Below are 23,171 nucleotides of genomic sequence, written 5' to 3'. Positions count from 1 at the left end.
AATAATTAAGAGCCCTGGCCTTTCAAACTAGAAAACATGGTCTTTTTCTTAAGCAGGTGATATGAGAAAGCATACTGGGCTATTAGATTCTTTTAACTCGCTCTAATTTTCGAAGTAGTGTATGTTGCAAAATGATGAGAGAGAACTTAGCGACTAGCACTTTAACTATAAGCAACAAAGAAAAACGGCATAAATGCTTTCGAGGCTTTTAGCAGGGAAGCAAAGCCTGAGCATGTATCTTTATTAGCGGGGGCGGCAAAGCATTTCCAATCATCAGAGCAATACTTTGTTTCCCATGCTCAACAAGAAATTTATAATCATAAGGAAAGCCTTGAAGAACAGCCGCCTCACGCAAAGTTATAGTACGGTTTTTCTCAGGGTGTAAAAAACGTCCTTTTGAGGGATTGCTACATCCACTTGTTATTGTTGGTGACACATTAGACCAACTCATACGACCATATACATCTCGAAAACCACCACTTTTCTTAAAGCACTTAAGGTGATATTTTTCGGGAAGTTGATGACGGCTTCCACCATCTTTAGGGATCATAGATATAATTTTTTTTACATTTTCACTTCTTTTTTCTGGCATAGTATGCAAGCCGTCTTGACTCCCAACCCTCTCATCAATATTTCCTATAGCATCTCTAACAGTGATTTTTTCTGCGTTTACTTTAGGAAAACATGGTTTTGAATCGTAAGAAGCGAGAACAATAATTCTTTTCCTTCTTTGTGGAACCCCATAATCCGAAGCATTCACAACTTTACAAGTCACAAAGTAGCCAAGCTCTTCTAATCGAGCTTTAAAATAAACAAAACGCTGATCTTGCTCTAAACCTGGGACATTCTCCATCATTATTCGTTTGGGAAGCATCCCTTCAACAAACCTTAAAAAATCAAAAATTAAGTCATTTCGTACATCTTCAACTATGTTTTTTCCATTTCTAGTTCTTAACCTAGAAAAACCTTGGCAAGGAGGGCAACCAGCAAGCAAAAAAAGCTCACCTTTCATCAAACCCGCTTCAGCCATTAAGACTTCAGGAGATAAATTTTTAATATCAACGTGATGCAAATTCACATTTGGATGGTTAAGCTTATATGTGGCCACAGCTTTTTTATCTAACTCAACAGCTGAAACGACTTCATAACCTGCTTGAGTCAGACCTTCTGTTAAACCACCACAACCACTAAATAAGTCTACCGATGTTAGGGTGCTTTTGGGTGCTATCTCCCCAGCTTCTTTTTGAAGATCTCGCACACCGCCAACTAAAGCCATGACTTAACCAACCCCCTAATAAACAACATCTCGGAATTATCAATTGGAACATTTCTTAACATCATCAAAACGACACCGCTTTCTTGCTCAGAAGTCATTCCATACGAGTACTTCTCTTTAAATATTTTCTTGGCAATTTTTGAAGAAACAATTTCTTCTTCAGAGTCTCCGAGAAATTTAAGCAGAAATGCTTCTGGACATAAATAATTTAAATATTTTACTCTTTCCGAAGCCCATTGTAAATATTCTTGTTGACACTTTATTTTTTCCGACTTCGTGCCCTCCACATCGTTGCCGCCACTAAGAAAAAACTTAGGAACTTCACCTAACTCTTTTATTAGCAAACCATCTAAACTCTCAACTGATTGTTCGGGCAGCTTTCTCGGATCACTAAATTTTTCTACTTTTTTTTGATCACCATCAAATATAAAGTAACAATCATGATCAGAAACAATGTGGGCAGGTATCTGCCTCACTTTCATATCTTGAGCTCCACCTGGAGCCACCCTAACTTCAAAGACTCTTTTTTCAGCCTCATCCATAGATTTTAGCGCTTGCTCTACAAGCAACTTAGCCAATGCATCTTCAACATAAATAATTTTTTTATTAAATGACTCCACACCTAGCCTGTGCAATGCTATGTGAGGGGAACACTTATTCAATATCCTTGAATGCCCCTGAGAATTATGCTCCACTACCTTTATAGCAGTATCAGGCAGCCCATCCAAAAAACTCTGAGAGTGAGTTGAAACCACTACCTGGAGATGCTTTTCTTTTATTTTTTTGAGCATGAACTCAAGGACTTTTCTTTGAGCCCCAGGGTGCAAAGACGTTTCTGGCTCATCAATAAGCACTAGAGAGTACTTCTTTGCAGCGATAATTTTGATCACCAAATGGACCACAGAAATTTCACCACTGCCCGCGAAAGCTTCTGAATATTGTATACCCCAATCAAATACAACACTTACATCTGGAGCACTCTCTATGCTATACAAATTATGCACTATATAATTAGCTTTTCTGTATGCTCTACCCAATATGTAAGACACCCAACAAAGCTCTTCATCAGTAAGAACTCTGTTTTCAAAAACTCTTTCTCGTCCACCTCCCAACCTCCAGGTGTTAACATCACGATCTAAGACACTTTTAATTTTCTTGGCCCCAGCCTTCATTAAATTATGCCTTTCTGTAATTGAAAGGCTATCGAAGCCAAAACTAAAATTCCTATCGAAAGAACCGATCAGCTTTCTCATATTGAGGTACACAACCTCTCTTTCAACAGGGTTCCATCGATCAGCATCTTTTCTTAAATAATTCTCTTTTGGAATATCAGGCATACCATCGCCTTTGGTCGCTTTAGTAGGCTCCCAATACTCATAATTTCTATTTTTCCTATATACACGAGCTTTTCTCGTTTCCACTATATTTTTGTATTGAGAATGCCAATGGCCGCAGATACTTCGCGGAGGATCTTTAACAGCTACGATAGGGTCGAGCTCTGTCGAAAACCAAAATCTAGACGTACTATAACCATCTGGCATTCCATACAAAGCATATAGTATAGAGCTCTTCCCTGAACCATTTGCTCCTACTATTGCTGTAAAGGGGAAATCAAAGCTTATTTCAGCACCACGCTCAATATTTTTAAAGTTAGGAAATCTTGCATATGATATATAATTAACAAGTGGTTTACCTGGAGAAAACCCAGATAAAATATTTACACATTTTTCTATTTCAACACTACTATCGGAAAAAGAATTTAACCCTAATGACAAAACATAACCCTCAATTAAAATAAAATAAGAAACGAGCGAAAACTTTAGATAGGTTTTATTTTAAAAAACACCACTACATGACCAAAACCTAAAATATCTTCTCGTTTCAAAAAAGCAGCATTACCTACCTGATAGGTGGCGCTCCTAAGAATCAAGACTATCTTTAGAGCAAAATGAAAGCTGCATAAGCCTTGTCCATTAACAGTTGATTAGAAGGTTATGCGGCTATCATGCAGAATTTCTCGCTCTAACCCGTCGAGACTAGCAGTTAATTTAGGTTAATCCCACCGTGCCGGATTAGTTTTTAGTAGGTAACTCATACTTAGCTATGTAAGTTAGTCATCACTGCCAAGCTACCACATATGCCACCGTGGTGAATGCGGCACAGCACTAAGCTGGGCTGAGTGCCGCTGGCCTTAATAGCTAGCTCACCTGCTGCGTTCCAGCCGCCGCTATTGCCACAGGTTTGCCATCCGCCCGTAGTAGAAACGTGGTTGGCGAGCAGTACCGGCAGTTGGTGGCGCTTTGCGATGACGGCGAGCAGTTCGGCATCTTGTGCATAGCCGCCTGGGGAGGGAGATCAGCGCGCTGGCGAGGTAAACGTCCGCCTGTTGGGCGGCAGCAGTAGCTGCGTGGCTGGGGTAAGTGAAGTCGGCGCAAACGGCTAGGGCGATGCGGGTGCCGTTAACGTTGATACGGCCACTTTCACAGCCGTGGGCACAGTAAGCATCCTCCCCTTCGTGAAGGTGCTGTTTTAGGTAAAAGGTGTGTTCACCACTGGGGAAGCAGATCACCGCTGCGATGTGGGGTTTGCCGTTGGGGTTGTGCAGTGGGCAGCCTGCGATCACCACTATGTTGTTAACCTCGGCAGTGGCGCTGAGCGCGGCAAAGGTTGTGACGTCATGGGGCATGGCCAGTTGGCTGAATAGCGCCAGTTCGTAGCCGGTGAGCGAGAGTTCGGGAAAGGCCACCACGTTGGCCCCTAGCGCGGCGGCACGTTCTATATAGGAAAGGTGCATTTGTAGGTTGTCATCTACCGCCGCTTTGCTGACAGGCAGTTGGGCCAGTGCAATGGTGATGGGATCTGGTGTGGTGGTCATAGTTATCGCTTAGTTGGTTGAGTGCTGAAGTGAAGGCTGCCTATGGAAATAAGTGCCCGCCCGGCCTACTCCTCCGGTGGGGAAAGGTGGGCATCGGTCAGGGTACGTGGTCGGTACTCGCACGTGGTATCGGCCCAACGCTTCCATATACTCTCATCGACTGAAATATTCACAGCAGGCAGCCCCTGCATACCCTGCGCATACTGCCGGTAAAATCGGCCGTCGCCCTTATATCTAAGACGTGCATACTTGGCGTAGAGCCCTTTTAGAAAATCAGCAAACGAATCTTTCGGTGCCATTTTCCAAGCATCCTCTGCAACATTGAAGGGAGCCACTTTTAGGCCTGCCTGTTGCGCTTTGGTTAACATCCAGCTCAGCGGTATGTCGGCCAGCGTGTCGCCAGCGCCATAGCCGCCGCCTACATTGGCGTGGGCGCCGATAAACCAGCGCTGCTCTACGTTGCGATTACCTGTTTTCTGCTTGCCATCCTTGCTCGTCCAAAGCGATACGTTGTAGGTCGACCTGTGTTCGTCCAGCGCGACCGCTTGATAGGCATGATCGACAATGCTGGAAAGCTCGGTATCGTGCCAATCGTATTTGCTTTTGAACAGGTTGGTTCCTGGCACGCCCAGTGCGCCAACGGTATCCCACACACCAATGAAATGAACCCTGGGCTGGCGGCTGAAGTGCTCCTTGAATTCTTTGCACACCTCAGAATCGGGGTGCCAATCACGGTTTCGATAAATACGTTCGGCCTTATCGAGCAGCCCTGGCGTGACGACATGCACTAGCCCGCATTTACGAATCATCCCCACCAGGCTTCTGGCGGTGTAGGCACCGCGGCTGAATCCAAATATCCAGATTTCATCGCCTTCACTGTAATGCCTTGCCAGCCAGTCATAGCCTTCCCGTAGGTTTTTGCTCAGCCCATAACCGAAGGCTCCGCCGAAAAAGCGCTGAAATTTGGATGTCCCTACGCCGGGGTCGTAATAGAACCGCTGCCTAATACCGTCATCGTCATCATGGAGCAGCCGGGTAATACGATAAACATTGGTTTGATCTTCAGGGTCGTTCCAGGTGCCATCGAATAGCAGAATCAATTTTTGTTTTGCCATGGTGCCCCCCATGATGATGCACGCCTTTGAACAGTGCTCATGATCACTAAATGAGGGGCAGACGATGCGCTCTTGGGCAACGCGTACCTGCGACCTCCACATTATTTAATGAAGGTTAGTCGACAATTCATCCCGTCACCTGTTGATAGTCAACTCGAAGCAGCGCCCCCGAGGCGGGCGCTGCTTCTATCTCGCTTTTGGATAAACCAAGCCGTGCCGAGGTAACGAAGAGGTGTTGGTCTGTAGCATCAAAGGCACAGCTGGTTGGGCGTGGAACGGGGAGCGCTGTGTTTATACCTCAAGGTGGAAAGCATCAGCTTCTATCGGATGCGGAGACGTCATTTCAGAGCATCGACACATTCGATGCCGCCCCTGCGCTATGCCACGGAGCTGCGGATGCGTCTTGCCAATCAATGGCTAACCCACGAAAGAGTGTCCATCGATGTTCTACTTGCTGTGCTTGTTATGGATTGTCGCCATGCTCAAAACTCCCATTTTTTAGGTAGTTAACAACTTGAGCGATGACTCTATCGTTCTTCATCATAAAAGGGTGCGTAACAGGCATTTCGATATGGTCATTCATGCCGTCTAGTTTCGTGCTTTCTATCGAGACCTTTCCATCATCTGTGCCCGGTATCAGCGAGGACAGTATCCAATTGATGCTGCTTGTCCCGGCAATAATACCCACGTCGAAGTTAGCCTTGCCTAGGGTATTGGGAATGCTTAACTCATCTGTTCCAAGCTGCATACCTGCATCACCGTTGATGAAGTGGAAGCCAGGGACATCTCGGAGTTCATCGACGACTTCGCTGCCTTGGTTTGGAGGGCCAAGCATCACTACACGGTTTAAGTTGGCTACATCATGCCTGCTCAGATACTGCCTTACCAAAATTCCGCCAAGGGAATGAGTCACAAAATTGACTTTTTCGCCCTTTGGGCACTTTTCAAGGGCAGGTCTTATCGCTATTTCTGCAAGCTGCTCAATTGGGTATTCCCTTGATGGATACCCTTCATTAATAGGCAAGAAGCCTTCTTCTTTCAGCGCATTCTCTAGTGGCTCCATTGCGCTGTTTGTTCGTGCTAAGCCGTGAAGGAGAATCACGCATGACGCTTGGACACTGTTGGAGAAAACCAGCAAGAAAGCTAACAATATAAGCTTCATACGTAATATCCATGATGCGCGCTATAAATAGCGCGAGAAACGAGCGTCCGGCGACCGTAGGGAGCAAATTTAACTTCCTGGTTAGGTATTTACTACTAACCTTGACCAGATTTCCAGCCACCGCTTAGTCGTCAATCGCTCATTGAAACCCTGTGGCTTTGGCCTTTTGGAATTCATAGTTACAGTATAATTAAACAGAGAGTCGAAACCAAAAGGTGACATTAGTATAACGTCTCCAGAGTTGTTCAAAACGGCTCCGAGCGCCGTTTCGACTTCAACCCAGTAGCTCATAGCTTCTGAAATTGACTTCTAAGGTCTATCCTAGTTCCGCTTATGCATTCGCGCCTGGTTTTTAACCGGCCATGGGAAATCCAAGACGCTCGCGATCAGCTGCTCAAGCTGTCGATCCCTTATTTCAGAATTATTTATAGTATCGAAAACTATCAGATCTATATCATTTAGAGCTGTCGTCCCTATCCCACTTCAGGGATCAGATTATTCGGGCTGTAGAATTGCCGATTGATGGCTTTTAACTCATGCATTCGGGTATGAGCTGGTTGAGTCACATTATCCACCATCTCAACGGTGCCACCCTCCTCGCCTGGCGGCGAGTTGGCAGCTTGCTTCGCGAAGCCATGCCGACGACAGAGCTCTTTGATGGGGAGCCCCGCTTCGAAGCCAATGATCTGTTCTTCGCTGAAACGCTTCTTCATGTCCAATCTCCTTACGCATAGGATCGGACTCTAAAGTGTAGCGCTACTCAAGTGGTCTTTTGCATGGATTAGCGCGAGCTTGCGAACATCTTAATTGATTGTATGAGATGCAAGGTAGACACGGTCTCTACCTTCTTGCTTGGCTTTGTACATAGCCTCATCAGCACGAGCCAGTAAGCTTTCGGGAGACTCTCCATTTTCCAACATGGCGACCCCAACACTTATGCTTAGCGTAGTAGACGCTCCGCTGCCAAAATCGATCGGCGCAATGGCTAAACGCTTTCTCAGATTATTGCCCAATTTCTGGCTGGCTTCCAAGTTTGCACCGGGTAGGAAAAAGACAAATTCTTCCCCCCCTATTCGGCCACAAAAATCAGTTTTGCGCCCTACCTCTGACGCCAAACGAGCAAATTCGGTCAAGGCTAGATCACCTGCAGCATGCCCCCATTTATCATTAATGCTCTTGAAATGATCAATATCTATCGAAAGAACACTGAGACTATTACCAAACCGTGATGATTGATCTACTAGTTCATTCAGGCGCTCCATTGTTGCGCGTCGATTTGGCAACCCAGTTAATCCATCAACACTAGCCAAGCGTTTCATTTCCTCCTCAGACTGTTTCTTGTATAGGAGATAACTAACAGTATCTGAGAGCAATGTAATAAGAATATGGTCATCCTTGCAAAATGGCTCAACCGGAGAAGGACTAGAAAAATTTATAGTTCCATATAGTTGACCAGATAATCTTATCGGAGCTCCAATATACGACTCCATTTTAAAGTTTGTGTAGCATGGATGCTTTTGAATTTCACTTTTCGCCACGAAATGAAAACCGACCGACTCACCCGCACTTAACGTGTGAACACAATAAGTTCCCGACAAATCAAAAGTTGTTAATGGTTCCAGCTCTCCTTTGAGATCAACGCAGTAGTCGATGGTGTACTGGCTTCCCACAATACGAGAAACAATAGCTTTTTCGAGACCAAAGTGGTCCAGGCCAACCCGAAGCAATCGTTCTATTTTATTACTCTGGCTCAGCGTGACATCTGAAGTTATGTTTTGGATCTTTTGTAGAGTATCCAAAGACTGATCTGTTGAGCGAGCAGGGCGGACAATGCCAATAAATCCGACTACTGTCCCATCCTTAGCCCGCATAACTGCACCCGTCGTCAGGCCAAAAAACTGCTCTCCATCCGAGCGGCGATATACAACTCTGTAGTTCTCCGCAGCTATTTTGCTAGAAGTATTAAAGCGCCTCCGACCTTGTTCGGAAAAATCGTTTTCATCGGCGTACAGTATTTTTGTCTCTTCACCATACAGCTCGTTCTTTGAGTATCCAAACAGCCGCTCTGTCGCAGAATTCACATAAACAATACGCCGACTTGCGTCGGTAATGACAACAGCTTCTTCAAAAGCGTCGAATACTTCGGTGAATAGTGATGGTGAAATCGAATTTACGCCGCCGTCATCAACCAAAGCTTTAGTCGTTTCTCCTAGCTTATCGTCTTTCATAGACAGACCTTTCATGAAGCCATGTGACTTTATCCAGCAATAGTTGACACTGATTTAAGCGATCATTCGGGCTTCGAAGGCCTCTGGGCTAATCATACCCTGTTAGCATTGTGCCGCCGTTGTTTGCTGTACTCTACGATGTACTCAAACACCTGACACCTCATATCGCATTGCATTTTAAATGGCTCCCTATGGATCGCCGCCCCACATTCCCTTTTATGATCTGCTCTTAAGTGTTGAGTCTGACCTCCATGATGGCTCTCTAGGTGAGTGAAGGTGACTCAGGCTTTTTTGACAAACTGGGCGGTGACCATCATATCGCCAGCGCCATCGACCTTGCAGTCGAGCTGGTGGTCTTTGCCTTCCTTAAGCCGCTTGATCACAGCCTTGGTGCCAATCTTAAGCACGATTGAGCTGCCTTTGACCTTGAGGTCTTTGATAAGCGTTACCTTATCGCCTTCAGCAAGCAAGGTGCCATTGGCATCTTTCACCGTGACGGTGTCTTCCGCTTCAACCTCGGAAGGGTTCCATTCGTGGGCACATTCTGGGCAAATAAACAGGCTTTGATCCTGGTAAACGAATTCAGATTGGCAATTGGGGCAAGGTGGGCATGACATGGGGGGAGACTTCTGTGGTTGGGTTGGCTGCTTATGATACTGAGCCTTGGCGAATGCATCCAGGCAGGTTCAGGGTAAGCGGTGCCTGTTGATGGCTCAGTGTTTGAATCGTCGCGGGCTAAAGCCACCTCCCACAGGGCGTTTTTATAGTTGGGGATGATGGGTTGGCTACCTGAAGATAGGCATAATTTGATTAGCTGTTTTGCCCTCTTCCTAGTTTGAGAAAATCTCTTGATAATAGGGCATAGCCTATATAGGATAAAACCTATAAAAAAAGAGGTCTCCATGTGGTCTATCGAGCAAACAGACACATTTGAAGCGTGGTTCTTCTCATTGGAAGAAATTGAACGTGAGAACGTTCTGGCTTCTGTACTTCTTCTACGTGAACGAGGCCCGATGCTTTCAAGGCCGCACGCTGACACTGTAAATGGCTCGCAGCATTCCAACATGAAGGAATTGCGTGTTCAGTGCCAGGGACGTCCTATTAGAGTATTTTTTGCGTTTGACCCACGTCGCACAGGCATCTTGCTATGCGCAGGCGATAAAGGTGGAAATGACAAGCGCTTCTATAATGAGATGATTCCAGTCGCCGATAAAGAATATACGGCTCACCTGGAAACACTAAAGTGAGGTGGTAACCATGGCACGCAAACTGGAAGACTTGTTAGCAAGAGAAAAGCCAGAGATCGTTGCGGCAGCCGAGGCGAAAGCCAACGATATGTTATTCGAGATCAGGCTTGCCGAAATTCGTCAGCTAGCGGAGAAAACCCAAGCAGACATAGCTATTGCGATGGGAGTAAAACAACCCACCGTCGCAGGACTTGAGAAAGTTGGCCAGGATATGCGCCTTAGTTCACTCAAACGCTACGTCGAAGCGCTAGGCGGCCGAGTCCGTGTCGATATAGAACTTCCCGATGGAAGTCATCATGGCTTCCCTGTATAGCTGTCCCCAACAAGCTGTTTAGACTTACGCCGTTTTTTAGTAATGCATCACACCTCGAATACTTAGATCAAACCGGCTCCAGGTGCCAACCTTGTTCGGTTGCTAACAGGCGGTCTGTCAGGGCTAGGTTTTCCAGAAAGGCATCGTCGTGGGATACCACCACTAACGCGCCTTGGTAACTGTGCAGCATGGTTTCCAGTGCTTGTGCTGAAGGCAAATCAAGGTGGTTATTTGGCTCGTCCAGGAGCAATAGTCGCGGTGGGGAATCGGCGAAGAGAATGCAGGCCAGCGCTCCTTTCAGGCGCTCTAAAAGAATCTTAGCCTGGTTGGCTTCCTTGCCCAGCCGATTGCCGCGAGCCTATCGTTTCTCCTGACGTTCACGCTGCTTGCGCATCGCGCGCTCTTCGCGTTGGCGTTCGAGCTTTTGCTGGCTGAGCTGATCAAGGGCAGCCTGCTGCTCGTGCGCCTTTGCTTGAGCATAGAACGTGTAGTTGCCGCCGTAGCTGTGCAGCCCTAAGGGGGATAGTTCCACGATACGTTCCATGGCCTCCAGCAGTTGCCGGTCATGGCTGGCCACTATTAGCCCACGCGGCCAGCGCTGCAGCTGTTCGATGAGTGCCTGCCGATTTAGTCGATCGAGATGGTTGTTTGGCTCATCAAGAATCAGGCAATCCGCCCCAGAGAGCATGGCGCCCATCAAGATTAAGAAGGTTTTCGCTCACCGCTCCTTGGCGCAATGCCGGGCACCCATCACTAGGCAAAAGATAATTGTCTGGGCTATCGCTATACAGGCAATTACCCCTTTCCAGGCCCATATCGCAAAGGCATACGCCGCAAGGCTTGCGCCCATTGCGCCTCCTAAATAGTAGCAAGAGAGGTAGATGCCAGCGGCAACACCGGCGGGTACGCGGCGCGTGCTGCTTAATAACTGGGTCGTCACTGCTTGGAACATATAGGTTCCTATGGCAAACAGCGCAACGCTCAGCATGATAGACATGCGTGTTGTGCTAATCAGCCACAGCGCTGCCCAAATCAACGCTATGAGTGATATGGCAATCGCTACTTCGCTTAGGTAGCGCCGCAATACGCTGGCAGTTAGCACGCAGAAAAGTGCGGGCAGACACGCCAGATAGATCGTGCCGATCTGCTGTGAATCCCAATGATAAGGCTCTTGGGCAAGCCATAGACCCAGTGCCGTAAACACCGCGCTTTGCGTGAAGAGCAGTGCAAAACCTGCGAGATAAGCAATGATCAGCGTATTGTCAGTCAGCGCGCGCCTTGTATATGTCACCGACGTTTGATGCCGTTCCGTACGCTGCATTAGTTCAGCGCCAGTCGCTTTCGAAAGAAGACAAATCGCCACCGCCGATAGCACCATCAAGCATGCGGAGCTTAAGAACCCCAGTTCCCACCCCATGGCATCAACTGACCAAGCAGGATAAAACCGGCTGAGTGTGCTGCCAACTATGGTACCGGTCACGTACAGCGGCACAAAACTGCTTGGTCGCTGAGAGACCAAATTCATCGTCGCGGTTAATAGGAAGGGAATGACAATGCCTTGGCCTAGCCGCAGTACAAAAAGCACGTCTTGGCTAGTCGTCAATGCCATTGAAGCGTTAATCGCGGCCAATGCGAAAAAGCCAACGACTAATAAATGCGAAGGGTTAGCATGTTTTGTTACAGCGCCGGTTAGTGGCGCGGTAACCATCATTCCTAGCAACGAGGCCATCGTTAACCAGCCAGCGCCAGTGGCTGTTGTTCCGAACCGCTCTACTAACGCTGGAAACAGCGCCTGAAGCTGGTACAAATTAAAAAAAGCGCCGAGCGATCCAATTATTAAGGCCGTACGCATGGCTTATTCCTGTTTAGACAGGCATTACCATACGTACGCTCAATGCTCGAATGAAGGTCGGAATCGCTATCTCAGTGATAGCTGTTTCGACAGAGTGCAGCATCAGAAATCAGCGTATGTTGTGGTCACCGGAGGAGCGACGAGATGGTCGAACTGAAACAGATTAAGCACTTTGTTGCCGTTGCTGAGGAGCTTAACTTCAGGCGCGCTGCCGAGCGATTGCATATTACCCAGCCACCGCTGAGCCAGAGCATTAAGTCATTAGAAGAAACCGTGGGTGTGAAGCTGTTTGAGCGCAATACCCGAGGTGTCCATCTCACCAAAGCAGGCGAGGCCTTTCTTGGTGAGAGCTTGGAGATACTCAGTGCTGCACAACGAAGCATCAGCGTTGCCAGGCAGGCAGCCCAGGGTGAAGTCGGTACGCTGCGCCTTGGTTATTCGGCCAGCGCGATTTTCTCTAAACCCCTCACCTCTGCCCTGGCTAAACTGCTCACCGAGCGCCCGCTGATCGAACTGCAGCTGTGCGAAGGGAATGCCCTCTTACATATCGCATCGCTGAAAGCGGGTAAGCTTGACGCTGCGGTACTACGAGCCGACCTGGACGAGAACTCTCTAGCGGGTTTATCAGTTTCCAGGCTGGGAGATGAACCTCTGCTCGTTTTACTCCCCCCAGGCCATCGGCTGCAGGCAAAGCCTTCCATCAGTTTTGGCGAAATAGCCAACGAGCGGCTTTTACTACAGCCCGCCACGCAAAGAACATTTCTGAGGCGCCAACTGGAGACATTGGCCGATAAAGCAGGGGTTTCTCTCAGCCATGTTGTGGAAGTGCCTGATATCGGCAGTATGCTGTGCTTCGTTGGCGTCGGTATTGGCATTACCATCCTACCCGCCAGCGCCGCGTCGATGGCTCACGGCCTGATGGCCATACCGCTTACCGACGAGGGCACTTCCCCGCCGCTACTGTTAGCCTGCAAGCAAGGCAACCCTCTGAATGAGCAGCTTAGGGATCTCGTTGAGGCGCATCTCTCATAAGCTTGGAGAATGGCGTGATAGTAAGCCCCAACACTTACGCTGTTTTTGCCCAACCAGACAGAAATTAAGGTAGATGTGTTTGGCTTATCGCGGCATTGGCTCCTAGACTGAAGTCTCGTTTCTTTTGAGATACCCGACCTATGCGTGTGTTTTCTAATCCGGTCGGTGCCGGTTCACTTTGGTTTGATAATTTGGTGACTGCAGACGGTGTGCCTGTGGCTTACGACCCGCAAGCACGTGCCTTTCTGCCGATGCCGCCCTTCTGCGCCAACCGCGAAGTCATTGGTTGCAACTGGATTGCGCCTAAGCAAGGTGAATTCTGCCGCGCCTGCGCGATGACAGCCCTAGCACCCGATCCTTCCATTTCAGATGCCATGCCCAACTGGGCGCAAACGGAGGCTGCTAAACGCTGGGTAATCGACAACCTTGGCCGTTGGAACTGGTTTCGCCCGGAAGACCCTGGCGCGCCACCGGTGTTTCATATGCTTGCAGAAGGGGGAACGCCGGTGCCCATGGGGCATGTGGGCGGTGTAGTGACCATCAGTGTCGCAGAGGCTGATGCGGTGTTACGCACAACTCGCAAAGAGGCATTGGCCGAGCCTTACCGCACGATGATTGGCCATATGCGCCATGAAATCGCCCATATGCTGTGGTGGCGGCTGAGCTTACGGGATGACTTTCTTGATGCGTTTCGTGAGATGTTTGGCGATGAGCGCGAAGATTATCCAGCAGCGTTGCAGCACTATTATCACAATGGCCCGCCTGCGGATTGGCGGCAGCGGTTTCTGTCTACCTATGCGTCCTCCCACCCTCATGAGGATTGGGCGGAAACCACCTCGCACTTGCTGCACCTGACCGATATCACCGATAGCTTTGTGTCGGCGGGTATGACCTCGCCGGCCTTGCCCAACACCTATGGTTGGGATGCTTACGCCGAACCGGATGCTGAGCGCTTGATTCACATCGCGGCATCATTAGTCGCTGGGGTTAATCATGTAAACCGCTCGATGGGGCTTTCGGATCTTTATCCGTTTGTGCTTTCAGATCCGGCGATGCGCAAGCTAGCCTTCGTGCATAATTGGCTACGGCGCGGTGCCCAAGGGCTTTAATCCGCATCTGCAACAGGCCCTGGGAAAGTCAGCGCTTTAGCCAGGGCCTGCCATCGATAAACGCGTTAGCTTAGTTGCAAAGCGTCAATCGCCGCCGCCACCCTTTTCCGCGCATCGCCTTGCAGCGTTTGTAGCGGCTGGGGCAAACAGGGTTGGCTGACTGTTCCGGTAAGTTCTGCAATGGTAGCGACTACCCGCAGGCTGCCGCCGAAATCACGGTAGAGCGCCCATAACGGTTCAAGCGCAGCGGAAAGCGCGTTGGCGTCTTTTGCGTCTCCCGCTTGGGCGGCACGGGTTAGCGCCAGCGCAGTTTCAGGGTATAGCCCACCAATTACCGAGTACCAAGCATCGCAGCCAGCAAGCATGCCCGTGGCGGCCGCTGGGTCGCCGCTAATGCCGATGGTTACGTCGCTGGGAATTAACCCACGCAGCCGTGCCACGCGCTCCTGTGCGGCGGCTATATCATTCTGCACTGGAGGAATTTTAATCGAGCGAACCTGGGGCAGTTGGGCGATGCGACCATGCAGTTCATCACTGAACTCAAAGTGCGTAGTGCCCGGATTGTCGTAGACACATAGCGGCACACTCAGCGAACGACAAACCGTCTCGAAAAGGCCAAATACCTCATCCTCGGTCAGCTTTTGATAAGACACTGGCGCCAACAGCACGCCACTAGCGCCTGCTTGCTGGGCGCTTTCAGCATTGGCCAGTACATCACGGGTACGGAGCGAACCTATGCCTACCACCACTGGCACGCTGGCGGCATGCTCAACGCACAGTTTGGCTACGCGGGCGCGTTCTTCACCACTTAAATAAGCGTAGCTGCCCGTCGACCCCAGCACGCCGATAGAATCCACCCGCGCCTCCACCAAGCGTTCCACTAAACAAGCAAACTCATGCTCATGTATGCCCTGCTCGTTCATGGGGGTTAGCGGAAATGCACTCAGGCCGGTGAACATGGTGAATGATCCTTTTACGATGGTAGATAAGAAGCTATTAACATACGTGATGCTGCATGATGAGGCTAGAGAGTCTCTCAAGGTTAGTTAGCAATTATGTACAAGCATTTGATATCCAGGAGCGCATAAGCTAGGTGGTGTGACTCATCAGGAGGATTTGGCATGGCGAATACAAGCCGGTTTCAATTCATCAAAAGTCAGCATGTGCCAACACTAACGGTGCTTCAGGCAGCGATTGAAGATTTCAGCTATGACCGCCACGCCCATGAGGAGTTTGCCTTCGGCGTAACGCTGTCTGGGCGTCAGGATTTTTTTAGCGGCGGGCAGTTCCACAAAAGCCCGCCGGGCAATGTGATTCTGTTCAATCCTGAGGAGGTTCACGATGGCCAACCGGGCGGTAAGCACGCACTGGACTACCTGATGGTTTATGCTCACCCGGACCAGGTCAAGCCGCTGTTCGCTGATGCACTTGGACGTGAACATGCCACGGATTTTCGTTCCAACCAAACGCTGATTCAGGATGTTCAACTGCGCCATGCCATTTTGGAACTGGCGCGCTTGGTCACCTCCCAAGCAGGTAGCTGTATTGATCAGGAAAATGCGCTTTATCGGGTTATCGAGAGAACCGTTCAACTCGGCGGCATTTCACAGCCCAGCCCCGTCACAAGTCGACCTGATGCCCTGCTACGTCTGGCTAAGGAGTATATCCATGCTCACCTGGAAAGAGATATGTTGCTGGATGATATTTGCCAGGCAGCGCATTTATCCAAGTACCATTTCTTGCGCCTGTTTCGCCAGCATTACGGCATTACCCCCCATCAGTACGTGATTAATTGCCGTATCAATGCGGCGCGTACTGCACTAGACGCCGGTGCCCCACTTAACGATGTGGCGCTACGCTTTGGCTTTGCCGACCTTAGCCATTTTAATCGACGCTTTAAGCGCATTTATGGCATGACTCCCCACCAGTACCAACGCGATATCGCGCGTTAATCCCCAGTTTTAGAACTGCCATTAAACAAACGAGGCTTCACCATGCTAGGAATCGTCGCCTATGCCCTGGGCGCTATGTATACGCCTGGGCCTGTGAATCTGCTGGGCTTAAACGTTGGCATCAATGGCCAAGCCAAAAAATCGCTAGGTTTTTGTCTGGGGGTAGGCACCGCAATGTTTACTTACTTATTACTATTGGGCTGGGCAGGCGCCGCTTGGATCGACGATGAGGCACTGATCGTCGTGAGTGCGTTGGGATGTAGCTATATTGTTTATCTCGCAATAAAAATTGCCCGCTCAAGCGCTGATTTAAGTAGCGACTTAAACACCCAGTTAAACAACCATGACCACACCGCACATCTGCTGCGTTTTCGCGATGGGCTGGTGATGCAACTGCTTAACCCAAAAGCCATTATTGCCACCCTACCCCTTGCTACACTGCAATTTCCTGCGGCGGGTATTGAAGGGCTTAGCTTGGTGGTTTGGGCATTCGGGCTGGCAATATTAGCCGCTGGCGCACCCGGCAGTTATGTCTTGATGGGCAGCTTGGTTGGCCAGCGTATTCAAAGCGCAGGGATCATTAAGGGCTTCAACTGGGTAATGGCGGGGCTGCTGGTCGCCGTGGCGTTATCGATTGGCTATGAGCATGTTTGGCTGCCGCTTAACGCTAGCTAGCCTGATGACACAGGTAGCGAGCACTCTAACCATTGATTGCTCGCTACATTTGCAGTGTGTCACACACCCTCTTGCGCCTTGGTAATAGCGGCAGAAATGGCTGCCTTTGCCTGCGGGCTGTTTTTCCAGCAAGTTGTATGCAGCATGGCGGCCACCATTTCTGCTATCTCATCAACTTGGCGGGCGGCCAGCTCAGTAAATGAGTCGATACCAATCTCTTCAAAACGCTTGAGGGCGGTAGGGCCAACACCTTTGACACTCAAAAGCGCATCTCTTTCTGCATCAGAAAAGGCCACTCATGTACTCCTCTTTAAAAGATCTTTGAGGTTAAAAGACCTCTGGGGTTAAAAGAGCTCTGGGGCGTTAGCGTTTTAAGTGCGCGCCTCTGACCAAACCGCAAACTCATTGCCACTGGGTTCTAGGAAGTGAAAGCGAAAGCCGCCTGGGAATTCGAAAATAGGCTGAATGACGTCACCGCCGCTTTGCTCTACCTTATCGAGCGTTGCGTTAATATCCGCGCTATAGAAAACCAGCAGTGCGCCACCGTTAGCGGTTCGACTACAGGCATCTGAATGATAAAAACCGCCATCTAGCCCCTGGTTGGAAAGCGCACTGTATTCAGGGCCATAATCGACGAATTCCCAGCCGAACACCGCCGTGAAAAACGTTTTTGTCGCCGCTAAATCTTTCGCTGCAAACTCGACGTAATTAAGTTTTTCATGCGTGTGCATTGGCTTGTTCCTTTAAGCTTAATCTAGCGTGATTGCTTTATAACCAGTTCAATCGTTTGCTTAACGTACGCGTACATTACCGGGCAAGTGCTGGCACGAGGGCCTGCAACATTAAGTGCAGTAATGTGGCGGTCGTGCACAAAGTCGGCCAGCAACATCGCCGCGTGCAATGGATCTATCAGCTCAATATCAATCAGCTTGTAGGGCTTTGATTGCTGAATACAGAACAGAACTGTGGCTTCTGTTCCCCCTTGAAGATAAGACGCATAGAAGATAGCGGTGCCATCTGCATCTTGTACATTTTTCTTGGTACGTTGACGATACCCTCCGCCAATTTCATCAAGGTTGTAGACGCTGCTAATCGGCCCGTCTTCAGCCATTCTGCCGACGGGACAACATCCACCTATGGGGAAATCCAGTGCTAATGCGGCATCTAGTGCCGCTCGGTCAGCGCCGGTTTGGCCGCCACTTATAATTTTGGAAAGCATAAATTAGCCACGCCACGTGTCTTTAGTTGAGCGGCAAACGCGTTTGCCACGCGGTGTAAAAAAGTGCAAGCGAACGTTGTAAAACCTACTGCCCGAAGCCTATCCCCAAGCTCAGTGCTTGAAGACCATCGAACTCAACACTAACGTCGTCTGAAAACACCGGGTGCCCTTGCACCACCATGTTCACTGCTGCCTGAGAACCGCGATAAGTAACGGTTACTGTCAGTTCTGCAGAGGTGTTAACCGGTGCAAACAGGCCATACTCAACGTTATCAACACTCACCGAAGACAGACCGCGATCATCCAATTGCTGCTGCACTTCTTGTTTTACGGCGACACCGTAATAGATATAGATGCCCACGTAGCCAATTGCCAGTAGTACGATCAGTGAAAAGAGCTTCCCCATTATTTCCCCCATTGCGACAAAATCCTTATGGTTGCCGCCTTCGGCCAGCAATCACGAGCGCTGATAATGCCTGCGGTAGTAAGTAGCTACAAGCACTGAAAAATGAACATTATTTACAAACAAGCGAGAGGGGTTCTAATAGTGAGGTGTCAGGAGTGGGTGGCATGTTGTTCACTGCGAACATTGCCCGCAGCGACGCTTCCCCTTTAGCACTGAAAACGATAACGCGGGAGTCTTCCTCCCGTTTCGCCCAGCCAAGCGCCTGAATTCGCGCAAGCAGCGCCGCCCCGAGCGCGCCGGCAAGGTGATTTCTACGTTCGCTCCAATCCAGACACGCCCGACAAAATGATCGCTTCGAAGAAGCCAGCGCGTCTGCATCGATGCCATGTTTCAGGAACCACAGCCGTCCCTGTTTAGTCAGCTTTAGTCCGCCTGGAAGCTGCTGAAGGATATCTGTCTCGAGCATCTGCTCGTACACAAAAACCCCCAGCTCCCCTGCAAGGTGGTCGTAACAAACTCGGGCCTTGCGCAGCGCGGGGTCGCGCGGGCCGATAGACAGATGCCTATCGTCGCCTCGGAAAGCGAGGCCCATCAGCGACTCCAAAAGTTCAGCAACATGTGGCCCCGCCAGCCTAAAATAGCGGTGGCGCCCCTGCTTTTCGACCGCAAGCAGTCCTTCCTCTCGCAGCTTGGCGAGGTGGAAGCTCATGGTTTGCTTAGTCACACCGGCCATATTTGCCAGTTCAGTTGCCGTTAGCGCGCGATCAGACATTAAGGCACAGAGCGCCTCCGCCCGAGCGTTATCTCCGATCAGTGCGGCAACGCGCACAATGTTAGGGGCTTCATTCATGGTTCGATCTTAGTCGAACCATTTGGGTGCGGCAATTAGGTATCGTCTCCGTTGCCTTTCAATGGAGATAATCAGATGAGCATTACCTGCATCATTCGCTACGAGATCGACCCTTTCCAACGCGACGCTTTCAAGCAATACGCGGAAAACTGGGGAAAAATCATCCCCTGGTGTGGCGGCCATCTTATTGGCTACTTCCTGCCTTTAGAGGGCACCAACAATATCGCCTGGGGCCTAATTGCCTTCGATAGCCTAGCTTCCTATGAAGCCTATCGCGCTCGGCTGAGATCTGATGAAGGAGGGAACGCGAACTTCACAATGGCCCAAGAGCAACGATTCATCCTCAAAGAGGAGCGCAGTTTTGTAGAAGTGGTAGACGGCACCTTGGGCATTGAGGCTGTCGATGTAATGAACATATCAACGTAACGAAGCTGTAAATATAAAGAGCCTGCGAATATAAAAAACTAATGAATATAAAGAACTTATGAATACAAGGAATCTGCCATGATCGCTGTGATATTCGAAGTGCTTCCACATACTGACCGTTATCAAGACTATTTGGATACTGCCAGCGCATTACGCCAAGATTTGGAAGCTATCGACGGTTTTCTATCGATTGAGCGCTTCGAGAGCCTGGCGCAGCCCGGCAAAGTTCTTTCGCTCTCTTATTGGCGAGATGAAGATGCCGTGAAGCAGTGGCGTTCGCTTGAATCTCACCGAGCAGCTCAGAAAGCTGGTCGACAGGATATCTTTGCCGACTACCGTCTGCGTGTCGCTTCCGTCATCCGAGACTACGGAATGAATGACCGGCGCGAGGCTCCTGAGGATTCGCGTCACGCGCACCACTCGTAGAACGGCTGTGCTCGGTGGTCTAGCGTATTTAAACAGCGAGTCTTAACGCTTACTCCTTTTTAGCCAGCAACAGTCCTACCCCTGCGCTGGCTAATAGAGTTGCGCAACTGCGGTTAAATAAGCGCCGCATAGTGGGGCGTGAAAACCACTGGCTCAAAAAACTACCTGCATAGGCGTAACCAGCAATCGCTACCCATTCCAATAGTAAAAACAGCACACCTAGCACCAAAAACTGCAGACCGACATTGCCGCTAGGTTCCACGAACTGCGGTAGGAAAGCGGTAAAAATCAGAATGGCTTTGGGGTTACCAGCAGCAAGCAAGAACTCTTGTCGCGCCAGCTCAAATAAGCTCATGTGTTGAGTTTCAGCACTATCACTTGCGGCAGTATCGGCGCCCCATAGCTGATATGCCAGCCATAACAAGTAGAGCCCACCAACCACCTTAATAACGAGGAAGATTTTTTCAGAAGTGTAAAGCAGTGTCGCCAAGCCAGTCGCTGCCAGCGTAATCATGCCGACGAATGCTATTAGCCGCCCAATACCCGCTAAACAAGCTGTCCGAACGCCATAGCGTTTAGCATTGGTTAATGAAAGCAGGTTATTAGGGCCAGGCGCCATATTAAGGGCGAAGCAGGTAGGGATAAAAAGCAGCAGTGTTGTCAGGTTCATAAAAGCCCGTTCCTATTAGCTCGCGTGAGCTTCCACTCATTATTTCACCATCGATCCAGCTAGATTAACCTTTAATTAGGATTTTGCTCAACGTTAAAAAGAGCAGGCGCTGCTGGCCTGCTCTCTTAACGTATCCTTCTTTTTACGCTGCTTGTATCAACAGACTTGTGGCTCGCTTGCTGTACGACATGCCCTGACGCTTTCTGCCAACTCACTGACTAAGCCGTGCACTCGCTCCACTGCTTCATCAGGCGTGCTGGCATGTTCGATGCAGTCAACAAGCGCGGAGCCAACCACCACCGCATCGCTAAAGCGTCCAATAGTAGCGGCTTGCTCAGCGGTGCGTATTCCAAAGCCAACGGCAATGGGTAGCTCGGTGTATTCGCGGAGCTGAGCGACCGACGCCTCTAACCGTTCTGGTGTTGGCGCACTACCGCCAGTAACCCCCGCCACCGATACGTAGTAGATAAACCCAGAGGTGTTGCTGAGTACTTTGGGCAACCGTTTAGCATCGGTAGTCGGAGTAGCCAGGCGGATAAAATCAATGCCGTGCTGAGCTGCTGGCTGGCAGAGTTCTTCATCATGCTCAGGGGGTAAATCCACCACAATCAGGCCATCGACTCCAGCGCTGGCGGCCTCCGTTAGAAAGCGCTCAACGCCATAGCAGTAAATCGGGTTGTAGTAGCCCATCAGTACGATCGGCGTGGTGCTATTCTGTTCGCGGAAACGGCGCACCATGTCCAACGTTTTAACTTGGGTTTGGCCGCCTTCAAGTGCACGCAGCGCGGCTTTTTGAATCGCGGGACCATCAGCCATGGGGTCACTGAACGGCATGCCGAGTTCAATGATATCCACCCCTGCTTCAGGTAACCCATGTAGCAGGCGGCGCGAAGTCTCCGCGTCTGGATCACCTGCGGTGAGGTAGCTAACCAGCGCTGGGCGGTTCTGCTGCTTGAGCGCGGCAAAGCAGTCTTTAAGACGAGTGGGGGTATTCATAACAGTCTCCTGGTTCGCACTCATTGGAATTTCTCACCTAGATGATGGGCGACGCTCATCATGTCTTTGTCGCCACGACCGCTAAGGTTGACCACCATTAAGTGCTCACGGGGAAGCCGGGGCGCACGCTTAGCCACTTCCGCCAAGGCGTGGGCAGTTTCCAGGGCAGGAATGATGCCTTCCTGACGGCAGCAGATCTGGAAGGCTTCCAGCGCTTCATCGTCAGTGGCGGAAACATACTCAACCCGCCCCTGCTCGTGGAGCCATGCGTGCTCTGGGCCGATACCGGGATAATCCAGCCCCGCTGATATTGAGTGGGCGTCGATAATCTGGCCATCTTCGTTTTGCAGCAGATAGGTGCGGTTACCATGCAGTACGCCAGGCGTTCCGCCGTTCAAGCTGGCGGCATGCAGGCCGCTTTTAACGCCTTTGCCGCCCGCTTCTACGCCAATCATCTGCACATCTGGGTCGTTTAAGAACGGATGGAACAGCCCCATAGCGTTTGATCCGCCACCAATACAGGCCACCAGCGAATCCGGCAAACGCCCCTGCTTTTCGAGCATTTGGCTGCGGGTTTCATGGCCAATCACCGCTTGGAAGTCGCGCACCATCGCAGGGTACGGGTGCGGCCCAGCCACGGTTCCAATAATGTAGAAGGTGTCGTCGACATTGGTCACCCAGTCGCGCAGCGCTTCGTTCATGGCATCTTTGAGTGTGCCGGTGCCGGAGGTGACGGGAATCACCTCAGCCCCCAGTAGTTTCATGCGGAACACGTTAGGCTGCTGGCGTTCGATGTCGGTTGCGCCCATATAGATGACACAAGGCAGGCCAAAACGCGCTGCTACCGTGGCGGTGGCCACTCCATGCATACCGGCGCCAGTTTCAGCAATAATGCGCTTTTTGCCCATCTGCTTGGCTAGCAGTACCTGGCCAATGCAGTTGTTAATCTTGTGCGCGCCGGTGTGGTTTAGCTCTTCGCGCTTGAGGTAAATACTCGCCCCACCGAAGTGTTCGGTCAGTCTTTCAGCGAAATAAAGCGGGCTTGGCCGCCCGACGTAATCCCCTTGAAAGTAGGCTAACTGGCGCTGGAATTCGGGGTCATTTTTAGCAGCAGCGTACTCATCTTGCAGCTCTAAAATGAGCGGCATGAGTGTTTCAGCGACAAAGCGGCCGCCGAAGCTGCCAAACAGTCCGTTGGTATCGGGCAGGTTCACGAATTGGTTCATCACGACCTCTGAGTGCAACGTGGAAATTGGGAATAGACTCAAGGTAGCGCAGGCAGACGGGGATAAAAATCGATAAGATGTCACTAATAGGTGAGTTTTAATCAACTATTAAAGCA

General features: G+C 50.0%; 28 protein-coding genes and 1 pseudogene. 8 read left to right on the top strand and 21 right to left on the bottom strand.

Annotated elements, in window-relative coordinates; all coding sequences use genetic code 11:
* Nucleotides 1-208 precede the first annotated feature (208 nt).
* The 9 genes and pseudogenes from JFC11_RS06850 to JFC11_RS06805 form a co-directional block, all read right to left on the bottom strand.
* A complete protein-coding gene (locus tag JFC11_RS06850) occupies nt 209-1,276 on the bottom strand; it encodes a DNA cytosine methyltransferase (RefSeq protein WP_198349049.1) in 1,068 nt (355 codons plus the stop codon).
* On the bottom strand, nt 1,267-3,051 hold the full coding sequence (locus JFC11_RS06845; RefSeq protein WP_198349048.1) for an ATP-dependent nuclease: 1,785 nt from the start codon (nt 3,049-3,051) through the stop codon (nt 1,267-1,269). The genes JFC11_RS06850 and JFC11_RS06845 overlap by 10 nt, the downstream gene beginning before the upstream one ends.
* A gap of 452 nt (nt 3,052-3,503) precedes the next feature.
* Nucleotides 3,504-4,151, bottom strand: a complete 648-nt coding sequence (locus tag JFC11_RS06840; RefSeq protein ID WP_232482801.1) for a carbon-nitrogen hydrolase family protein — start codon at nt 4,149-4,151, stop codon at nt 3,504-3,506.
* A gap of 65 nt (nt 4,152-4,216) precedes the next feature.
* Nucleotides 4,217-5,266 (bottom strand): DUF2235 domain-containing protein, encoded by a 1,050-nt coding sequence (locus JFC11_RS06835; RefSeq protein ID WP_198349047.1) that lies wholly within the window; start codon nt 5,264-5,266, stop codon nt 4,217-4,219.
* 463 nt (nt 5,267-5,729) lie between these two features.
* Complete coding sequence (locus tag JFC11_RS06830; RefSeq protein ID WP_198349046.1) at nt 5,730-6,428, bottom strand: esterase/lipase family protein; 699 nt, start codon at nt 6,426-6,428, stop codon at nt 5,730-5,732.
* Nucleotides 6,429-6,509: 81 nt separating this feature from the next.
* Nucleotides 6,510-6,905, bottom strand: a pseudogene (locus JFC11_RS19180) (nucleotidyltransferase family protein).
* A complete protein-coding gene (locus JFC11_RS19175; protein WP_198349085.1) occupies nt 6,902-7,141 on the bottom strand; it encodes a hypothetical protein in 240 nt (79 codons plus the stop codon). Before JFC11_RS19175 ends, JFC11_RS19180 begins: the two are co-directional and overlap by 4 nt.
* Nucleotides 7,142-7,231: 90 nt before the next feature.
* Complete coding sequence (locus JFC11_RS06810; RefSeq protein WP_198349044.1) at nt 7,232-8,656, bottom strand: bifunctional diguanylate cyclase/phosphodiesterase; 1,425 nt, start codon at nt 8,654-8,656, stop codon at nt 7,232-7,234.
* 281 nt (nt 8,657-8,937) lie between these two features.
* Nucleotides 8,938-9,273 (bottom strand): zinc ribbon domain-containing protein YjdM, encoded by a 336-nt coding sequence (locus tag JFC11_RS06805; protein ID WP_038477126.1) that lies wholly within the window; start codon nt 9,271-9,273, stop codon nt 8,938-8,940.
* 285 nt (nt 9,274-9,558) lie between these two features.
* Here JFC11_RS06805 and JFC11_RS06800 point away from each other — a divergent pair, with 285 nt between their 5' ends.
* Complete coding sequence (locus JFC11_RS06800) at nt 9,559-9,903, top strand: type II toxin-antitoxin system RelE/ParE family toxin (protein WP_095603866.1); 345 nt, start codon at nt 9,559-9,561, stop codon at nt 9,901-9,903.
* A 10-nt stretch (nt 9,904-9,913) separates the two neighbouring features.
* A complete protein-coding gene (locus tag JFC11_RS06795) occupies nt 9,914-10,216 on the top strand; it encodes a helix-turn-helix domain-containing protein (protein ID WP_095603867.1) in 303 nt (100 codons plus the stop codon).
* A gap of 67 nt (nt 10,217-10,283) precedes the next feature.
* Here JFC11_RS06795 and JFC11_RS19075 read toward each other — a convergent pair whose 3' ends face one another.
* The 3 genes from JFC11_RS19075 to JFC11_RS06785 all read right to left on the bottom strand — a co-directional run bounded on the left by JFC11_RS19075 (nt 10,284) and on the right by JFC11_RS06785 (nt 12,068).
* Nucleotides 10,284-10,406: a hypothetical protein gene (locus JFC11_RS19075; protein ID WP_269769429.1), complete on the bottom strand. Its 123-nt coding sequence runs from the start codon at nt 10,404-10,406 to the stop codon at nt 10,284-10,286.
* Between the two features lie 168 nt (nt 10,407-10,574).
* Entirely contained in the window at nt 10,575-10,904 is a 330-nt protein-coding gene (locus JFC11_RS18985) for a hypothetical protein (protein ID WP_232482800.1), read from the bottom strand.
* Between the two features lie 30 nt (nt 10,905-10,934).
* On the bottom strand, nt 10,935-12,068 hold the full coding sequence (locus JFC11_RS06785) for an MFS transporter (RefSeq protein WP_198349043.1): 1,134 nt from the start codon (nt 12,066-12,068) through the stop codon (nt 10,935-10,937).
* A 144-nt stretch (nt 12,069-12,212) separates the two neighbouring features.
* Between JFC11_RS06785 and JFC11_RS06780 the strand changes: the two genes are divergently transcribed.
* Nucleotides 12,213-13,100, top strand: coding sequence for a LysR family transcriptional regulator (locus JFC11_RS06780; protein WP_198349042.1), 888 nt, complete (start codon nt 12,213-12,215; stop codon nt 13,098-13,100).
* Nucleotides 13,101-13,240: 140 nt separating this feature from the next.
* A complete protein-coding gene (locus JFC11_RS06775) occupies nt 13,241-14,209 on the top strand; it encodes a zinc-binding metallopeptidase family protein (RefSeq protein WP_038477135.1) in 969 nt (322 codons plus the stop codon).
* 65 nt (nt 14,210-14,274) lie between these two features.
* Here the strand turns inward: JFC11_RS06775 and JFC11_RS06770 are convergent, their stop codons facing one another.
* Entirely contained in the window at nt 14,275-15,168 is an 894-nt protein-coding gene (locus tag JFC11_RS06770; RefSeq protein WP_038477138.1) for a dihydrodipicolinate synthase family protein, read from the bottom strand.
* A gap of 162 nt (nt 15,169-15,330) precedes the next feature.
* Here JFC11_RS06770 and JFC11_RS06765 point away from each other — a divergent pair, with 162 nt between their 5' ends.
* Both JFC11_RS06765 and JFC11_RS06760 read left to right on the top strand, forming a co-directional pair.
* Nucleotides 15,331-16,161, top strand: coding sequence for a helix-turn-helix transcriptional regulator (locus tag JFC11_RS06765; RefSeq protein ID WP_038477141.1), 831 nt, complete (start codon nt 15,331-15,333; stop codon nt 16,159-16,161).
* Nucleotides 16,162-16,203: 42 nt separating this feature from the next.
* Complete coding sequence (locus tag JFC11_RS06760) at nt 16,204-16,836, top strand: LysE family translocator (RefSeq protein WP_038477144.1); 633 nt, start codon at nt 16,204-16,206, stop codon at nt 16,834-16,836.
* Between the two features lie 59 nt (nt 16,837-16,895).
* Here JFC11_RS06760 and JFC11_RS06755 read toward each other — a convergent pair whose 3' ends face one another.
* The 5 genes from JFC11_RS06755 to JFC11_RS06735 form a co-directional block, all read right to left on the bottom strand.
* Nucleotides 16,896-17,132: a helix-hairpin-helix domain-containing protein gene (locus tag JFC11_RS06755; protein ID WP_198349041.1), complete on the bottom strand. Its 237-nt coding sequence runs from the start codon at nt 17,130-17,132 to the stop codon at nt 16,896-16,898.
* Between the two features lie 75 nt (nt 17,133-17,207).
* Nucleotides 17,208-17,567 carry a VOC family protein gene (locus JFC11_RS06750; RefSeq protein ID WP_198349040.1) on the bottom strand — a complete coding sequence of 120 codons (360 nt, stop codon included), beginning with the start codon at nt 17,565-17,567 and terminating at the stop codon, nt 17,208-17,210.
* 23 nt (nt 17,568-17,590) lie between these two features.
* Entirely contained in the window at nt 17,591-18,055 is a 465-nt protein-coding gene (locus JFC11_RS06745; protein ID WP_038477152.1) for a YpsA SLOG family protein, read from the bottom strand.
* Between the two features lie 85 nt (nt 18,056-18,140).
* Nucleotides 18,141-18,461 (bottom strand): hypothetical protein, encoded by a 321-nt coding sequence (locus tag JFC11_RS06740; RefSeq protein ID WP_198349039.1) that lies wholly within the window; start codon nt 18,459-18,461, stop codon nt 18,141-18,143.
* A 109-nt stretch (nt 18,462-18,570) separates the two neighbouring features.
* Nucleotides 18,571-19,311 (bottom strand): ArsR/SmtB family transcription factor, encoded by a 741-nt coding sequence (locus tag JFC11_RS06735; protein ID WP_198349038.1) that lies wholly within the window; start codon nt 19,309-19,311, stop codon nt 18,571-18,573.
* 75 nt (nt 19,312-19,386) lie between these two features.
* Between JFC11_RS06735 and JFC11_RS06730 the strand changes: the two genes are divergently transcribed.
* Both JFC11_RS06730 and JFC11_RS06725 read left to right on the top strand, forming a co-directional pair.
* Nucleotides 19,387-19,737, top strand: a complete 351-nt coding sequence (locus tag JFC11_RS06730; protein WP_198349037.1) for an NIPSNAP family protein — start codon at nt 19,387-19,389, stop codon at nt 19,735-19,737.
* Nucleotides 19,738-19,815: 78 nt separating this feature from the next.
* Entirely contained in the window at nt 19,816-20,163 is a 348-nt protein-coding gene (locus JFC11_RS06725) for an antibiotic biosynthesis monooxygenase family protein (protein WP_095603878.1), read from the top strand.
* A gap of 49 nt (nt 20,164-20,212) precedes the next feature.
* Here the strand turns inward: JFC11_RS06725 and JFC11_RS06720 are convergent, their stop codons facing one another.
* The 3 genes from JFC11_RS06720 to trpB form a co-directional block, all read right to left on the bottom strand.
* Nucleotides 20,213-20,833, bottom strand: a complete 621-nt coding sequence (locus JFC11_RS06720; protein WP_038477166.1) for a LysE family translocator — start codon at nt 20,831-20,833, stop codon at nt 20,213-20,215.
* Between the two features lie 156 nt (nt 20,834-20,989).
* Nucleotides 20,990-21,829 (bottom strand): tryptophan synthase subunit alpha, encoded by an 840-nt coding sequence (gene trpA, locus JFC11_RS06715; protein ID WP_038477169.1) that lies wholly within the window; start codon nt 21,827-21,829, stop codon nt 20,990-20,992.
* 20 nt (nt 21,830-21,849) lie between these two features.
* Nucleotides 21,850-23,055, bottom strand: a complete 1,206-nt coding sequence (gene trpB, locus JFC11_RS06710) for a tryptophan synthase subunit beta (RefSeq protein WP_095603880.1) — start codon at nt 23,053-23,055, stop codon at nt 21,850-21,852.
* Between the last annotated feature and the right edge of the window lie 116 nt (nt 23,056-23,171).

The organism is Vreelandella alkaliphila, assembly GCF_016107625.1.
Lineage (GTDB): Bacteria > Pseudomonadota > Gammaproteobacteria > Pseudomonadales > Halomonadaceae > Vreelandella > Vreelandella alkaliphila.
This window is presented reverse-complemented; position numbering and strand designations above follow the sequence as displayed.

Excerpts from the sequence above, each read along its gene's own strand:
- JFC11_RS06850 (WP_198349049.1), bottom strand. The coding sequence starts at position 1,276 with ATGGCTTTAGTTGGCGGTGTGCGAGATCTTCAAAAAGAAGCTGGGGAG.
- JFC11_RS06840 (WP_232482801.1), bottom strand. The coding sequence starts at position 4,151 with ATGACCACCACACCAGATCCCATCACCATTGCACTGGCCCAACTGCCT.
- JFC11_RS06835 (WP_198349047.1), bottom strand. The coding sequence starts at position 5,266 with ATGGCAAAACAAAAATTGATTCTGCTATTCGATGGCACCTGGAACGAC.
- JFC11_RS06830 (WP_198349046.1), bottom strand. The coding sequence starts at position 6,428 with ATGAAGCTTATATTGTTAGCTTTCTTGCTGGTTTTCTCCAACAGTGTC.
- JFC11_RS19175 (WP_198349085.1), bottom strand. The coding sequence starts at position 7,141 with ATGAAGAAGCGTTTCAGCGAAGAACAGATCATTGGCTTCGAAGCGGGG.
- JFC11_RS06810 (WP_198349044.1), bottom strand. The coding sequence starts at position 8,656 with ATGAAAGACGATAAGCTAGGAGAAACGACTAAAGCTTTGGTTGATGAC.
- JFC11_RS06805 (WP_038477126.1), bottom strand. The coding sequence starts at position 9,273 with ATGTCATGCCCACCTTGCCCCAATTGCCAATCTGAATTCGTTTACCAG.
- JFC11_RS06800 (WP_095603866.1), top strand. The coding sequence starts at position 9,559 with ATGTGGTCTATCGAGCAAACAGACACATTTGAAGCGTGGTTCTTCTCA.
- JFC11_RS06795 (WP_095603867.1), top strand. The coding sequence starts at position 9,914 with ATGGCACGCAAACTGGAAGACTTGTTAGCAAGAGAAAAGCCAGAGATC.
- JFC11_RS19075 (WP_269769429.1), bottom strand. The coding sequence starts at position 10,406 with ATGCTGCACAGTTACCAAGGCGCGTTAGTGGTGGTATCCCACGACGAT.
- JFC11_RS18985 (WP_232482800.1), bottom strand. The coding sequence starts at position 10,904 with ATGCTCTCTGGGGCGGATTGCCTGATTCTTGATGAGCCAAACAACCAT.
- JFC11_RS06785 (WP_198349043.1), bottom strand. The coding sequence starts at position 12,068 with ATGCGTACGGCCTTAATAATTGGATCGCTCGGCGCTTTTTTTAATTTG.
- JFC11_RS06780 (WP_198349042.1), top strand. The coding sequence starts at position 12,213 with ATGGTCGAACTGAAACAGATTAAGCACTTTGTTGCCGTTGCTGAGGAG.
- JFC11_RS06775 (WP_038477135.1), top strand. The coding sequence starts at position 13,241 with ATGCGTGTGTTTTCTAATCCGGTCGGTGCCGGTTCACTTTGGTTTGAT.
- JFC11_RS06770 (WP_038477138.1), bottom strand. The coding sequence starts at position 15,168 with ATGTTCACCGGCCTGAGTGCATTTCCGCTAACCCCCATGAACGAGCAG.
- JFC11_RS06765 (WP_038477141.1), top strand. The coding sequence starts at position 15,331 with ATGGCGAATACAAGCCGGTTTCAATTCATCAAAAGTCAGCATGTGCCA.
- JFC11_RS06760 (WP_038477144.1), top strand. The coding sequence starts at position 16,204 with ATGCTAGGAATCGTCGCCTATGCCCTGGGCGCTATGTATACGCCTGGG.
- JFC11_RS06750 (WP_198349040.1), bottom strand. The coding sequence starts at position 17,567 with ATGCACACGCATGAAAAACTTAATTACGTCGAGTTTGCAGCGAAAGAT.
- JFC11_RS06745 (WP_038477152.1), bottom strand. The coding sequence starts at position 18,055 with ATGCTTTCCAAAATTATAAGTGGCGGCCAAACCGGCGCTGACCGAGCG.
- JFC11_RS06740 (WP_198349039.1), bottom strand. The coding sequence starts at position 18,461 with ATGGGGAAGCTCTTTTCACTGATCGTACTACTGGCAATTGGCTACGTG.
- JFC11_RS06735 (WP_198349038.1), bottom strand. The coding sequence starts at position 19,311 with ATGAATGAAGCCCCTAACATTGTGCGCGTTGCCGCACTGATCGGAGAT.
- JFC11_RS06730 (WP_198349037.1), top strand. The coding sequence starts at position 19,387 with ATGAGCATTACCTGCATCATTCGCTACGAGATCGACCCTTTCCAACGC.
- JFC11_RS06725 (WP_095603878.1), top strand. The coding sequence starts at position 19,816 with ATGATCGCTGTGATATTCGAAGTGCTTCCACATACTGACCGTTATCAA.
- JFC11_RS06720 (WP_038477166.1), bottom strand. The coding sequence starts at position 20,833 with ATGAACCTGACAACACTGCTGCTTTTTATCCCTACCTGCTTCGCCCTT.
- trpA (WP_038477169.1), bottom strand. The coding sequence starts at position 21,829 with ATGAATACCCCCACTCGTCTTAAAGACTGCTTTGCCGCGCTCAAGCAG.
- trpB (WP_095603880.1), bottom strand. The coding sequence starts at position 23,055 with ATGAACCAATTCGTGAACCTGCCCGATACCAACGGACTGTTTGGCAGC.